This is a genomic window from Mycobacterium sp., assembly GCF_036273375.1.
In the GTDB taxonomy this organism is placed as follows: Bacteria; Actinomycetota; Actinomycetes; order Mycobacteriales; family Mycobacteriaceae; genus Mycobacterium.
Map to the genome: position 1 here is coordinate 1 of NZ_DASUHS010000011.1, position 13,300 is coordinate 13,300.

Annotated in this window: 16 protein-coding genes and 1 pseudogene; 7 read left to right on the plus strand and 10 right to left on the minus strand. The window is 67.4% G+C overall.

Going from position 1 to position 13,300, the window contains the following annotated elements; translation table 11 throughout:
* On the plus strand, positions 1-234 hold a 234-nt coding region (locus VFW69_RS01160; protein WP_526497306.1), incomplete at its 5' end, for a 4a-hydroxytetrahydrobiopterin dehydratase.
* On the opposite strand, the pseudogene VFW69_RS01165 reads toward VFW69_RS01160, so the two are convergent.
* Positions 231-1,496 (minus strand): annotated as a pseudogene (locus tag VFW69_RS01165) (mannosyltransferase); the annotation flags it as partial. The gene VFW69_RS01160 and the pseudogene VFW69_RS01165 overlap by 4 nt on opposite strands.
* Before the next feature lie 170 nt (positions 1,497-1,666).
* Here VFW69_RS01165 and VFW69_RS01170 point away from each other — a divergent pair.
* Together VFW69_RS01170 and VFW69_RS01175 are read left to right on the plus strand one after the other, a co-directional pair.
* The gene (locus VFW69_RS01170; RefSeq protein WP_526497308.1) at positions 1,667-2,425 is read left to right on the plus strand and encodes a hypothetical protein; all 759 of its coding nucleotides are present in this window, start codon (positions 1,667-1,669) and stop codon (positions 2,423-2,425) included.
* A gap of 44 nt (positions 2,426-2,469) precedes the next feature.
* A complete protein-coding gene (locus tag VFW69_RS01175) occupies positions 2,470-3,627 on the plus strand; it encodes an Rv1157c family protein (protein WP_526497310.1) in 1,158 nt (385 codons plus the stop codon).
* Between the two features lie 77 nt (positions 3,628-3,704).
* Here VFW69_RS01175 and VFW69_RS01180 read toward each other — a convergent pair whose 3' ends face one another.
* Positions 3,705-3,851, minus strand: coding sequence for a hypothetical protein (locus VFW69_RS01180; protein ID WP_003875447.1), 147 nt, complete (start codon positions 3,849-3,851; stop codon positions 3,705-3,707).
* Between the two features lie 28 nt (positions 3,852-3,879).
* Entirely contained in the window at positions 3,880-4,452 is a 573-nt protein-coding gene (locus VFW69_RS01185; protein WP_526497469.1) for an HhH-GPD-type base excision DNA repair protein, read from the minus strand.
* A 90-nt stretch (positions 4,453-4,542) separates the two neighbouring features.
* Here VFW69_RS01185 and VFW69_RS01190 point away from each other — a divergent pair, with 90 nt between their 5' ends.
* The gene (locus VFW69_RS01190) at positions 4,543-5,076 is read left to right on the plus strand and encodes a nuclear transport factor 2 family protein (RefSeq protein WP_526497320.1); all 534 of its coding nucleotides are present in this window, start codon (positions 4,543-4,545) and stop codon (positions 5,074-5,076) included.
* A 127-nt stretch (positions 5,077-5,203) separates the two neighbouring features.
* Here VFW69_RS01190 and VFW69_RS01195 read toward each other — a convergent pair whose 3' ends face one another.
* Together VFW69_RS01195 and VFW69_RS01200 are read right to left on the minus strand one after the other, a co-directional pair.
* A complete protein-coding gene (locus VFW69_RS01195) occupies positions 5,204-5,425 on the minus strand; it encodes a DUF5302 family protein (protein WP_526497322.1) in 222 nt (73 codons plus the stop codon).
* A 50-nt stretch (positions 5,426-5,475) separates the two neighbouring features.
* The gene (locus VFW69_RS01200) at positions 5,476-5,919 is read right to left on the minus strand and encodes a PPOX class F420-dependent oxidoreductase (protein ID WP_526497324.1); all 444 of its coding nucleotides are present in this window, start codon (positions 5,917-5,919) and stop codon (positions 5,476-5,478) included.
* Positions 5,920-5,994: 75 nt separating this feature from the next.
* On the opposite strand from VFW69_RS01200, the gene VFW69_RS01205 reads away from it, so the two are divergent.
* Positions 5,995-6,516, plus strand: coding sequence for a DUF1697 domain-containing protein (locus VFW69_RS01205; RefSeq protein ID WP_526497326.1), 522 nt, complete (start codon positions 5,995-5,997; stop codon positions 6,514-6,516).
* A gap of 57 nt (positions 6,517-6,573) precedes the next feature.
* On the opposite strand, the gene VFW69_RS01210 is transcribed toward VFW69_RS01205, so the two are convergent.
* Positions 6,574-6,939, minus strand: a complete 366-nt coding sequence (locus VFW69_RS01210; RefSeq protein WP_526497471.1) for an Rv1152 family transcriptional regulator — start codon at positions 6,937-6,939, stop codon at positions 6,574-6,576.
* A gap of 37 nt (positions 6,940-6,976) precedes the next feature.
* On the opposite strand from VFW69_RS01210, the gene VFW69_RS01215 reads away from it, so the two are divergent.
* Entirely contained in the window at positions 6,977-7,690 is a 714-nt protein-coding gene (locus VFW69_RS01215) for an SIR2 family NAD-dependent protein deacylase (protein WP_526497328.1), read from the plus strand.
* Between the two features lie 12 nt (positions 7,691-7,702).
* Here VFW69_RS01215 and VFW69_RS01220 read toward each other — a convergent pair whose 3' ends face one another.
* Both VFW69_RS01220 and VFW69_RS01225 read right to left on the minus strand, forming a co-directional pair.
* The gene (locus VFW69_RS01220; RefSeq protein ID WP_526497330.1) at positions 7,703-8,335 is read right to left on the minus strand and encodes a class I SAM-dependent methyltransferase; all 633 of its coding nucleotides are present in this window, start codon (positions 8,333-8,335) and stop codon (positions 7,703-7,705) included.
* Between the two features lie 59 nt (positions 8,336-8,394).
* A complete protein-coding gene (locus tag VFW69_RS01225; RefSeq protein ID WP_526497332.1) occupies positions 8,395-10,731 on the minus strand; it encodes an MMPL family transporter in 2,337 nt (778 codons plus the stop codon).
* A gap of 309 nt (positions 10,732-11,040) precedes the next feature.
* Between VFW69_RS01225 and VFW69_RS01230 the strand changes: the two genes are divergently transcribed.
* A complete protein-coding gene (locus VFW69_RS01230; protein WP_156655929.1) occupies positions 11,041-11,163 on the plus strand; it encodes a hypothetical protein in 123 nt (40 codons plus the stop codon).
* Positions 11,164-11,303: 140 nt separating this feature from the next.
* On the opposite strand, the gene VFW69_RS01235 is transcribed toward VFW69_RS01230, so the two are convergent.
* Both VFW69_RS01235 and VFW69_RS01240 read right to left on the minus strand, forming a co-directional pair.
* Positions 11,304-12,056 (minus strand): 3-hydroxyacyl-CoA dehydrogenase, encoded by a 753-nt coding sequence (locus tag VFW69_RS01235; RefSeq protein WP_526497334.1) that lies wholly within the window; start codon positions 12,054-12,056, stop codon positions 11,304-11,306.
* A gap of 48 nt (positions 12,057-12,104) precedes the next feature.
* A complete protein-coding gene (locus VFW69_RS01240; protein ID WP_526497336.1) occupies positions 12,105-13,187 on the minus strand; it encodes a CaiB/BaiF CoA transferase family protein in 1,083 nt (360 codons plus the stop codon).
* Between the last annotated feature and the right edge of the window lie 113 nt (positions 13,188-13,300).

Here is a 13,300-nt window from a genome sequence, read left to right on the forward strand (position 1 = left end):
GGCTGGGAGCGCGCCGACGGCGCCCTGCGCCGCTCGATCAAATTTCCGAGCTTTCTCGCCGGCATCGATGCCGTGCGCCGGGTGGGCGAGCACGCGGAGAGCAAGGACCATCACCCGGACATTGATATTCGTTGGCGGACAGTAACATTCGCTCTCGTCACGCACTCCGAGGGCGGCATCACCAAAAACGATATCGACATGGCCCGCGACATCAACGGCATCGTCGACAACTAGACCGCGGCCGCGCCCTTCTCCTCGGTCTCTCGGGTGCCGCTCGCGGCGATCCAGATCAACGTCGCCACCGCCGCCACGATGTAGATCAACCCGGCCCAGGCCAGGTACCACGGCCGGCCGATCTGCCAGATGGTTGGTTGGGCGAAGCTCAGCAACCACGGCACGCCGATCAGGGTGAGGGCCAGCCAGCCCCAGCCGACGATCCGCGCTCCACGCAGCTCGCGCACCGGGCCGTGGATCGCCCAGATCATCAGCGGTACCAGCCACACCCAGTGATGGGTCCAGGAAATCGGTGAGAGCAACAGCCCGAACAACTCCACCACCACCAGCCTGCCCAGCCGATCCGAGGAGTCCAGGGCGCGCCAGGCCAGCACGGCCAGCACCGCGCTGACGGCGACGGCGGCCACCAGCGGCGGACCGAATCCGACGTCGTGGCCCAGGATCCGCGAAATGCCACCGCGCCAAGACTGATTGAACGAGGTGGCGATGGGTCCCACCCGGTGGGCGTCGCCCAGCAGGTCGGTGAAGTAGTAGCGCGTCTGATCGCCGACGACCAACACCGAAATCCCAATCGTGGCAACGAATACGACCGCCGAAGACACCGCCGCGCCCCACCGGCGGGCGCCGAGCAGATAGACGCCGGCGATCGCGGGGGTCAACTTGATTCCCGCCGCCACACCGACCAGCAGCCCCGCCAGCCACCACCGCGTGGTGTACACCGCCCACAGCACCGCGGTCATCAGCAACACGTTGACCTGGCCGTAGTCGAATGTGCTGCGCAGCGGCTCGATCCAGATGGCGACCGCCGTCCACAACATCGCGGCGCGCCGGCCGGCCGGGCCGGCTGCGACGTCCATCAGGCGCTGGCTGATGCGGATCGCGCCGTACAGCGCCGCCATCGTCGCGACCTGCCAGAGGAAGGCGACGAGGCCGAAGGGCAGTAGGTGCAGTGGGTAGAAGACGACGGCCGCGAACGGCGGGTAGGTGAACGGCAGCGGGAAGTCCGGCGTCTGGTCGGCGTAGACGTAGCTGTACAACGTGCCGGGGTGGTCGATCGCGGCGGATCCGCCGAGGTACACGTGCAAGTCGACGAAGTTCGCGCCGTTGGGAGCCAGATACGTCCAGGCCAACCGCGCGGCGATGCTCGCGATGAGCAGCATCGGCGCGGCCACCTGAAGGACGCTCGCCAACCGCTGGGGCGTGGATGCCGCCGGAGCGGCCGAGGTGGTATCTATCCGCCCGACTTTAGCGAGCGAGGTACGCGCCGCAGCGCGGTCCTCACATCACGTCTTGGTGCCTCTTTTCACGCGTTCGGTCACCGATCTCACTCGTATCAGTAACGAGTTTATAAATGCCACACGTGTCACTTGAGTCCCATCAGCATCAAAGTAACTTCAGCGCCGAACCTGTAATCGATCAATCAGGGAGAGTCATGCCAACCATCTGGACTTACATGCGTGCAGCCGCCGTCGTGGTCGGTTCGTCCGCAGCGCTATTGACGGGCGGGATCGCCCATGCCGACCCCGTGCCGGCCCCGGCCGTGCCGAACATTCCGCAGCAGCTGATCAGTTCGGCGGCCAACGCGCCGCAAATCCTGCAGAACCTCGCGACCGCACTCGGCGCCACGCCGCCGGCGGCTCCGGCCACTCCGGGCATCAGCTTCCCGGGTGTTCCGGCGGCCACCTCCCCGGCAACCGCGGCGGCTCCGGCGGCGGGTCTTCCGTCGATTCCCGGACTGACCGCGCCGACAAGCCCCGCCGCCCCGGCGTCGTCTCCGGCAACCAGCTCCCTCCTTCCCGGGCTGGCGCAGTCGGCGACGCCCGCCGCGCCGTCGACGGCGACCGGCGGCATTCCGGGGATGATCCAAGGCCTGACGGGTGCGCAGCCGGCGGCTGCGGGTCCCGCCGCTCCGGCCGCTCCGTCGATCCCGGGCCTCCCGACGATCCCGGGGTTGTCGGCACCCGCGGCGCCGGCCACTCCGCCTGCTCCGCAGCTTCCGCAGGCGCAGGTCAACATGCCGGCGATGCCGGCCGGCCTGCCGGTCAGTGTGCCTCCGAAAGTGACGCTCCCGCAGGATCTGCCGGCGCTCGCTTCGGGTCAGGCTCCGGCCGCGCCCGCGGCACCCGCGGCACCCGCGCCGGCGGTCAGCCCCGCCGGACCGGCAGCGCCGCTGCTGGCGGCCCTGCCCTGATCAGTTCGTAAACGGCTAATCACTACTGACAACCGGAGGACACCGTGGCAACCACTTGGAATCTGTCCAAAGGTTTGGCCGCTGTCGTCACGGCATCGGCTGTCGCGTTCGGGCTCTGCCCGAGCGCGGCAGCCGATCCGGCGGCGCCGCAGCCGATACCGCAACCGAATGCGGCCCAAGGGCTGCCGGGTCTGCCTGCCTTATCGCAGCTGAGCCCGCTCATCCAGCAGGCGGCCACCGACCCCCAGCAAGCGACACAGCTGCTGATGGCCGCAGCGCAAGCCTTCGCCCACAACCCGAGCACGCCCAATGAATCTAAAAACGTTGCGGCGGCGGTCAATCAATTCGTCGCCGAGCCCGGCGTGCCGACGCAGCACGTGCCCGCGACAGGGGTAGAACCCGGTTTGCAGGCCCACCTGCCGGCCGGCATCGACCCGGCCCACGCAGCCGGTCCCGCACCCGCTGCGGCACCCGCCGTACCGGGTCCCGCTGCCGCTCCGGCGCCCGCTGCCGCTCCAGCACCTGCTGCGGCTCCGGCGCCTGCTGCGACTCCGGCGCCCGAGGCACACCTGCCGGCCGGCATCGACCCGGCCCACGCAGCCGGTCCCGCACCCGCTGCGGCACCCGCCGTACCGGGTCCCGCCCAACCGGCCAACGCGCCAGTCCCGGGCCCCCCGGCACCGGCCGCAGCAGCACCAGTGGCCCCTCCCGCACCGGAAGCCGCACCGGCGCCGGCTCCCGCACCTGCGCCGGACGCCGTTCCCGCGGCGGCGGCTCCGGGGTTCGGCGCTGACACGCCGCCCACCCAGGACTTCATGTACCCCTCGATCGGCACCAACTGCCTGGCGGACGGCACCAACGCCATCGCCACAGCGCTGTCGGTCGCGGGGCCGGCCAAGATTCCGCTCCCCGGCCCGGGCCCCGGCCAGACCGCCTACGTGTTCACGGCGGTTGGCACGCCCGGACCTGCCGAGGTGCAGAAGCTGCCGCTGAATGTCACCTGGGTGAACCTGACCACCGGCAAGTCCGGGACCGTCGCGCTCAAGCCCCGCGCGGACATCAACCCGGAGGGGCCGACGACACTGAGCGCGATCGCCGACACCGGCTCGGGCAGTGTCATGTCGACGATCTTCGGTCAGGTCACCACCAAGGAAAAGCAGTGCCAATTCCTGCCCACCATTGGCTCGACGGTGGTGCCGTAGCGAGCCGGCGCCGCCATCGCCGGCGAATGCGCGTGTCCCCGAGCGGGGGGCACGCGCATTCACGTCGGGCAGTACAGCTAGTACGCCATGAACAGGATGGCGTCGCGGTCGTACTCGAGGCCAGGATGGACGCTGGCGAGGTGAGCTTGGGTCAACTCGACCAGTTCGTCCTCATCCTTGCCGACGATGGCTTCGCCGCACGGACACGTTATGTGTGTCTTCACGTTGTCGCCCTTCCCTTCTGTGGACCTTCTACTTCGCCGCTTTGGCTGCCGCTTTCATCTGCTTCTTGAAGGCGCGCACCTTCCCCATCGATTGGGCGTCGACGATGTCGGCGACGGATATGTGCGCACCGGCCTTGCCGAAGTCCCCCGCAGCCGCGCGCCAGCCTTTCGGCGTCACGCCGTACTGCTTGCCCAGCAGTGCCAAAAAGATCCGCGCCTTCACGTCCCCGAATCCAGGCAATCCCTTGATCCGCCGCAGCAGCTCGGTTCCGTCGGGGTCACCGGCAGTCCACAATCCGGCCGCGTCGCCGTCGTAGCGGTCCACGATGATCTGCGCCAGCGTTTGGATGCGCTTGGCCATTGACCCCGGAAAGCGGTGTATCGCAGGCCTTTGCGAGCACAATGCGGCGAACTTGTCCGGGTCGTAGTCCGCAATTTCGGCGGCATCGAAGCTGCCCATCCGGTCCGCGATCTTCTTCGGTCCAGCGAACGCCGTCTCGAAGGGGACCTGCTGATCCAGAACCATCCCGATGAGCAACGCCAACGGACTCTGGTCCAGCAGCTTGTCGGCCTCAGGATCTTGAGCGAGGCAAAGTTTCACCGTCAACGATCTTCCTTCCGCTGCACACCCTGGGACCGGGGACCCATTGGTCGCAAGACTACTCACCAGCAATGACCGCGTTATCGTGGCGTGGTGGTGGATGAGAGCAAGCTGGCGCTGATGCTGGCTCGCGACGAGTTGCATCAGCTCGTCACCGCCTATTGCCGGGCCGTCGACCGCGCCGACTACGACACGCTGCGCAGCCTGTACCACCCCGAGGCGACCGATTCGCACGGCTCGTTCTCGACCGGCGGCGTCGAACAGTTCATCGCGCAACTAGTGGCCGCGGAACCGTATGTGCGTGTCTCCCAACACAACATCACCACAACGAACTTCGCGGTCGAAGGCGACACGGCCCGCGGAGAAATCTACTGCCTGGTGTTCCACACCTTCGCCGGCCCCGAGCACGACATCGACGTCATCATCGGCGGGCGATATTTGGACACATACAGCAGACACGACGGCCGCTGGAAGTTCCGCCAACGCACCATCGTGGCGGACTGGGCATACCAAAACGACCCGTCCCGAGTGAACTTCGAACATCCCAGCACCCGGGGGAGTTTGCGCGGCAAACCCGGCCAAGCGGACCCTTCGATCGGCCTATTCACAGCGCCGGAAGGCTGAGGTCGCCACCCCGCAAACGGTTAGAACTTCGCTTCAAGCGCTGCGCAGCCGGTGTACGTCGCCCCTTACGGCACAGCCACGAAAACATTGAGAATCAACATGATTCGCTCCCGACGACACGCGACTGTCAGCCGCTCTTGCGGCGGAATTCGCGGCGGTTCCCTACCGCGCCGTGCGCCCGCGATTGCTTGCCGGCGCCGTCCTTGTGGTCGGATCCGCTCGATGATTTCGCCATCTTGCGGTCCAGGGCTTCGCGGAATTTGCGCTTGGTGTCGTCGTCCGACCCGGGCGATCCAGCGCCCGAAGACTCCGACGACTTGGAAACCTGCGGGGCATTAGATTCAGCCATAGGGGGCAGCCTAGCCCGGGTTTTTCGAAACGGTTCGGTAGGCCGCGCGGCTACCGCTTGCCCGGCGGCATGCCGTACAGGTGCGAGATCGGCAGCGTCAGCAGCACCCGCCGGTCGGTGACCATGGCCTGCCGGTATTCGTCCCAGTCCGGGTGTTCACCGGCGATGTTGCGATACAACGCAATCAGCGCCTCCACGGTGTCGTCGTTGGGCGCGGCCGCGGGGGGCGTCAGCTCGGCGGTGCCCTCCGCGACGGCGTAGGACCAGCCGTCGTCGGCGTCGACCAGGATCGAGGCTCGCGGGTCTCGTCGCAGGTTGCGGGTCTTGGCGCGCGGCTCGGTGATCGACACCTGGATCACCACGCTGCGCGGGTCGAAGTGGTAGCTCACGTTCGAGAGCTGCGGCCGCCCGTCGCGCTTGATGGTGGCCAGCACCCCGAGGGAATGTCCACTGATCAAGGCCAGCAATTTGTCGTCGAAGACTTGGCGTCCCATGACGAAAGCCTACGTCGCGGGTGGCCGGGGTGGCCCGGCAAATTTGTTGCGTGGCCGACCTGGTGGAATCGGGGCATGACCAAGTACGCGGCCTTCCTGCGTGGCGTCAACGTCGGGGGTGTCAATCTGAAGATGGCCGAGGTGGCGGCCGCGCTCACCGCGGCGGGGTTCACCGAGGTCCGGACCATCCTGGCGACCGGGAACGTGCTGCTGGAGTCGACCGCCGGCGTGGCGTCGGTGCGCAAAAAGGCCGAAGCCGCGTTGCGGGACCGGTTCGGCTACGACGCGTGGGTGCTGGCCTACGACATCGACACGGTGCGCGGCGTGGTCGATGCCTACCCGTTCGAGCGTGAGCGCGACGGCCATCAGTCCTATGTCACGTTCGTCGCTGACCCGGCCGTCCTGGACGAGCTCGCCGCGCTGGGCAAGGATGCGGGTCCCGACGAGAAGATCCGCCGCGGTGACGGCGTGGTCTATTGGCAGGTCCCCAAGGGCGGCACGCTGGACAGCAGCATCGGCAAGACGATGGGCAAGCCGCGGTACAAGTCGTCTACCACGACCCGCAACCTCCGCACGCTGGACAAGGTGCTGCGCTGAGCCGCGGCTACCAAACAGCCTGTGCACCAAGGATTTTCGATGCCGATCGGGCACCCGTCACTCGTCGGGCACCGCTTCGACGTAGCGCACCGCGTCGTCCTTGTCCAACCCGAGTCCGCGCGCAACCCGCACGTACTCGCGGGCCGCGGCAGCCATGGCCGCGTCGGTCGGGTCGTAGCGGGCGATGAAAGTGCCGAAACGCCCGCGGGTTTCGATGATGGCGGAGGTCTCCAGCTCGCGGTAGGCGCGTGCGACGGTGTTGACGGCGACGCCGAGCTGGCCGGCCAGATCCCGAACGGTAGGCAGGCGGGTGCCGGGCGGCAACGCGCCCTCCCGGACTCCGTCGATGACCTGCGTCCTGAGCTGGTCGAACAACGGCTTTCCCGCCTTCATGTCGACCTTCAACCAGTCACCCAGCTCCACCCGTCCAGTATCCCCCACCCCCGGCTATCTTGGTGGGATGCGAGTAGCGGTGCTCAGCGGCGCGGGGATCTCCGCGGAAAGCGGGGTGCCGACCTTCCGCGATGACAAGAACGGATTGTGGGCACGCTTCGACCCTTACGAGCTGTCCAGCACCCAGGGCTGGCGCGACAACCCGCAGCGGGTTTGGGGCTGGTATCTGTGGCGCCACTATCTGGTCGCCGACGTCCAACCGAATGCGGGCCATCGCGCCATCGCCGCCTGGCAGGACGACGCTCAGGTCAGCGTCATCACCCAGAACGTCGACGACCTGCACGAGCGCGCGGGCAGCCGTTCGGTTCATCACCTGCACGGCAGCCTGTTCGAATTCCGTTGTGCGCGTTGCGATAAGCACTACTCCGGCGCGCTGCCCACGATGCCCGAACCGGCGCTGGAGGTGGAGCCCCCGGTGTGTCGCTGCGGGGGCCTCATCCGGCCCGACATCGTGTGGTTCGGTGAACAGCTGCCCGACGAACCGTGGCAGCGCGCCGTCGAGGCGACCGAGGCCGCCGACGTCATGGTGGTGGTCGGGACCTCTGCGATCGTCTATCCGGCGGCCGGTCTGGCCGAGCTGGCGCTGTCCCGCGGCACCGCAGTCATCGAGGTCAATCCCGAGGTGACGCCGTTGTCGGGCAGCGTGACGATCAGCATGCGTGAGACGGCCGGCCAGGCGCTGCCCGGCCTGCTGCAGCGGCTACCGGCCCTGCTGAACTGACGGGACGGCCGGTCAGGGCCGGCGCGCGCGGCCGAGTAGTAGCTCCGAGACCGGCATCGGCGCCCAGGCCGGCAATGTGAACTCCCGCCGAGACGTCTCGACTTCGAATCCCGCCTCGACGATCGAGCGCTCGGTATCCCGATGGGTGTGGCAATTGCCAAAGAGCCGCGGCCACAACGTCGTCGCATCGACAAAACGCTGAAAGCGGCCTCGCGCACCGGCACTGGCGATGTGCTCGAGATAACGCAGCTCCCCGCCCGGCCGCAGCAACGAGTACAGGCGCCGCAACACATCGCCCGGGTCGCGCACCGAGCACAACACCAGCGAGCACACCACCGCGTCGAAGGGCTCCGCGCCGCTGAACCCTTCGGCCGTCTCGCCGGTCACGACAACGCGGGTGGGCACCGCCTCGGCGGTGGCACGGGCCCGGGCCGCCAGCCGCGGTTCAGGCTCCACCGCCATCACCTCGTCCACGGAGTCCGGGTAGTGGGCAAAGTTCGTGCCGATTCCGGCGCCGACTTCCAGCACCCGGCCGTACAGGCCGGCCAGATTCTCCCGGCGCATGGCCCGGATCGCCTCGACTTCATGGCTGGCGACGACTGGCCAGACCCGCGCGAAGAAGGGGTTGTCAACCGCCGTTGTCATATGAACCTTCCGACTCGGATGAGCCCCACACTATGGTCTCGGCAACGAGTCGATCGGCGTTAACCGATATTGGGCACCGGCTCGGCGACCACCGGCTCGGGGAGCTCGACGGGTCCTCCAGTCGACTCAAGGTGTTCGACGGTGTCTTCGGCTGCAATCTCGCTGATGCCGAACCGGTCGTGCAGCCACGCCAGGGGTTTGGGCGCCCACCAATTCCATCGGCCCATCACATGCATGAAGGCCGGGACGACCACCATCCGCACCAGGGTGGCGTCGGCGAACACGGCCAGCGTCAGCCCGAGGCCGAACATTCTCATAAACGAGACGTGCGCCGCGATCAGCGCGGCGAACGACATCGACATCACCAATGCGGCCGCGGTGATCACCCGGCCGGTGCGGGCGACGCCGAGCGCCACGCTCTCGTCGTTGGCGGTGTTGGCCTGCTTCGCCGTCGGCCTCGCCGGTCGGGCGGCGCCGGACGCCAGCCAATACTCGCGAATCCGGGAGAGTAGGAACACCTCATAGTCCATGGACAGCCCGAAGGCGATGCAGAACAGCAGCACCGGCATGTTCGCCACCAGCGTTCCGCTCGGCGTCGTTCCGAGCGCACCCAGATGGCGGTCCTGGAAGATCCACACCAACGCGCCGAACGCCGCCGTCAACGACAAGACGTTGCAGGCCAGCGCCTTGACCGGGAGCAGCACGCTGCCGGTGAGCAGAAACAGCAACACGAAGGTGATCGCCGCCATCAACCCGAGGACCAGCGGAAGCCGGTCCGTCACGGCATCGACGCTGTCGCGGTTGACCTGCGCCAGCCCGCCCATCTCGACGGATCGGCCCGCCGGTCCGGGCACCTCGTGCAACCGCGTGAGCTGGGTGTCGTTCACCGTCGAAAACAGCGGCGCCGTGCTGCTGACGGTCAGAAACGCGCTGCCGTCGGCCAGCCCGGCGGCCCCGGCCGGCGGTCCCACCCGGTTGCCGGCCGTGAAGGTGCCGCCAGGGCCTGACACCGCCGAGACGTCGGCGACCCGCGACAGACCGGCGGCGTAGTTGTCGACGTCCGACGGGGTCAGCCCGATGGCGTCGGGGATGACGACGGGCACCGACGTCGCCGAGTCGTGCGCGAAATCGTTGCGCAGCCGGTCGCCGACCTGATGCGCCGACGCCGACCGCGGCAGCACCCGATCGTCGGGGAAGCCCCACGTCACGCTGAGGAACGGATACCCGAGCAGCAACAGCAAGGCGACGACGGTCAGGCCGATCGGCGCCCAGCGGCGCATCACGAACTTGGTGGACCGATACCAGAACAACTGCTCGACGCGTTTGTGCCCCGGTTCGGGGCGCCGCAATATCCGCCGCGCCAGGCGGCGCACGTCCAGGGCGTCCAGCCGGGGGCCCAGCAGGACGATCGCGGCCGGGGTGATCACGATCGAGGCGGCCGCAACGAAGGCAACGGTGGCCACGCCGGCGTAGGCGAAGGACTTGAGGAAATACATCGGGAACGCCACGGTCGCCGACATCGACAAGGCCACGGTGACCGCGGAGAACAGCACGGTGCGACCGGAGGTGGCCATGGTCCGGATGAGCGCTTCGTCGCGGTCGTGGCCCTCGGCCAATTCGTCGCGATAGCGGCTGACGATCAACAGGGTGTAGTCGATGGCCAGGGCCAGGCCGAGAGCGGTGCTCAGGTTCAGGGCGAAGATCGAGACTTCGGTGGTGAAGGTGATGAGGCGCAACACCGACATCGAACCGACGACGGCCAGCGCACCCAACGCCATCGGCAACGCCGCTGCCAGCAGCCCGCCGAACACCCAGATCAGCACCAGGAAGCTCAGCGGCAGAGCGATCAACTCCATCATCAGCAGGTCGGCCTGGTTCTGCGTGTTGATCTGCGCGTACTGCATCGCCGGGCCGCCGGCCCGCACGGTGACGCCGTCACGGTCGTGGATGAACTGGTCCGCCAACGTCTGGGCGTTGCTCTGCGCGTGGTCCTCGCCGCCTTTGAGGTTGACCACGATGAGTCCGGACTTGCCGTCGCGGCTCACGAGGTCGGCCGAAGCTTGTGAAGCAGCGGTCCACGGCGAGGAGACGTTGTAGACGAGCGGGGACTTTTGCAGCCCGTCTATCAGATCGGTGCCCACCTTGCGGGCCGGTTCACTGTTGGTGCCACCCGGCGCGGTCACCAGAATCAGCACCTGCTGGCCGCTCTGGCCGAACTTGTCGCTCAACACGCTGATGGCGCGGCCCGACTCGGAGTTCGGGTCTTGAAAACCGCCCGGCGACAGGCTCTTGGCGACGGGGACCCCGAAGACGGCGGCGGCGATGAAAACCAGGACACCGATCGCGATGAGGCGGCGGGGCGCCCTGATCGCGATGCGGGCGGTTTTCTGCAGCATTTCGAGCCCTTCCGCTGCCGGTGCCCCATTGCGCTTGCCGCTCGCTTCTCCGCGACAACGTCACAAACGCTAATTTGCACACGTCAAACAGTGCACTCCCTCTAACACGCAGAGGCCGCCTAAACCGTTCAACGCCGCTTTTTAAACCGCATGGACATTAAGAGTCCGGCCAGAAAATGTGTCACAAGTAGCAGCTCACGGCCCAAATCCGCGCGGTGGACGACGGTCAACCTACTCGCCGGTAAATTGCCAACGTTTTCCGAATCGTGACTCAAAGAATCCTTAATGGCGGCCCATACGCTCAGTGTCATGTGGATCGACGACACAAGTGCCGACGTCATCAAAGTTGACTTCGATGCCCTCTACCACGGCGACGTGCTGGTGGAAGGCGAGACCTCGGAGCAGTTCGACGAACTGCAAGCGGCGAGCTGAGGCTGGCCATGAGCATGCTCGCCCGGCTGTTGATGGCCGAACCCAACGTGAGTCGATGGTTCCGCAAGTAATCATTGAGCCTGATCACGAAAGCCCCCCGCCGGTGCGGGGGGCTTTCGTTTGTCCGGCGGCGGTGCGGCTCAGCGAGGCGCCATGCGAATGGCGCCGTCTAGGCGGATGACCTCGCCGTTGAGCATCGGGTTCTCGACGATGTGGACGGCCAGGGCGCCGTACTCGTCGGGATCACCCAGCCGGGCCGGGTGCGGCACCTGCTTGCCCAGCGACGCCTGCGCCTCCTCGGGCAGCGATCCCAGCAGCGGGGTCTTGAAAAGGCCCGGCGCGATGGTCACCACACGGATGAGCTCGCGCGACAGGTCGCGCGCGATCGGCAGGGTCATGCCGACGACGCCGCCCTTGGACGCCGAGTAGGCGGCCTGGCCGATCTGACCCTCGAACGCGGCGACCGATGCCGTGTTGATGATGACGCCCCGCTCCTCACCGACCGGCTCGGTCTTGGCGATGCGCTCGGCAGCCAGTCGCAGCACGTTGAAGGTGCCGATCAGGTTGACCCCGACCACCTTCTTGAAGCCGTCGAGCGGAAACGGGCCGTCCTTGGACAGCGTCTTGATGGCGTTGCCGATGCCCGCGCAATTGACGTTGATGCGCAGCGTGCCCATCGACTCCGCGGCATCCAGCGCCTTGCCGACGGCGGCCTCGTCGGTGACGTCGGCCTCGACGAAGCGAGCGCGATCGCCCAGCTCACTGACCGCTTCTTCGCCACGCAGGTCGATCACCACCACCTGGGCGCCGCGGTCGAGCAGTCGCTTGGTGGTTGCCAGGCCCAGCCCTGACGCTCCCCCGGTGACGACGGCAACAGCGTCTTTGATCTCCATCCGAGTCCTTCCTGATTCGCTCGAGTCCAGCCAACTGGTTGGTTGGGACTATACCCAGTCCTTGAGTACCGCTTCGGCATCAGTCGCCTGCGCCGCGGGACGCGGTGTCTCCGGCGCCGTGCGGGAGAACCGCGGCGCCGGCAGCGGCTGCAGGCCGCCGTTGACTTCGTAGAACGTGTTGCGCTCGGTGATGTGCGGCTCGGTCTGCACCTCGCCGAAGGCCAGCACGGGGGTCACGCATGCGTCGGAGTCGGCGAACACCTTGGCCCAGTGGTCGCGGTCCTGACTACCGAACTTCTCGGTCAGCACGGCCCGCAGTTCGGGCCAGCGGCTGACGTCGTTCTGCCCGGGAATGTCGGCGCCGTCCAAGCCCAGGCCCGTGAGCATCGCGGCATAGAACTGCGGCTCGATGGCACCGACCGCGACGTAGCGGCCGTCGGCGCATTCATAGGTGTCGTAGTAGGGGGCGCCGCCGTCGAGCAGGTTGGTGCCGCGCGCGTCGGTCCACATCCCGGAGGCACGCATCTGCCACATCATCTGGATCAGCACGCTCGAGCCGTCCACCATCGCGGCGTCGACGACCTGCCCCTTGCCGGAGGTCTGCCGCTCCCACAGGGCGGACAGAATGCCGAGCAGCAGGAACATCGAGCCGCCGCCGAAGTCACCGACCAGGTTCAGCGGCGGGACCGGCCGCTCGTTCGCCCGGCCGATGGAGTGCAGGATGCCGTTCAGCGAGATGTAGTTGATGTCGTGGCCCGCCTGCTGGCTGCGTGGGCCGGTCTGGCCCCAGCCGGTCATCCGGGCGTAGACCAGCCCGTCGTTGACCTTGGCGCAGTCCTCGGGGCCCAGGCCGAGCCGCTCGGTGACGCCCGGGCGGTAGCCCTCGATCAGCACGTCGGCTTTCGCGATCAGTCTCAGGACGAGGCCGCGCCCTTCGTCGGACTTCAGATCGGCGGTCACCACCCGCCGGTTGCGCATCATGGCGTCCTTGGCAACTCCCCCAGGACCCGAAGACGGGCGATCGATGCGCACGACGTCGGCGCCCAGATCCCCCAGGATCATCGCGGCGTGTGGCCCGGGGCCGATGCCCGCCAACTCGACAACACGCAGTCCCTGCAACGGTCCAGCCACGATCCACCGACCTTTCGTCTGCTCTGACGCTTTGACCGTTCGCAACCAAACAACCGGTCGTTCGACATCTTCGCAGCCGTGCCGGAAGGCCGCGCACCCCGGTCACTTATGGT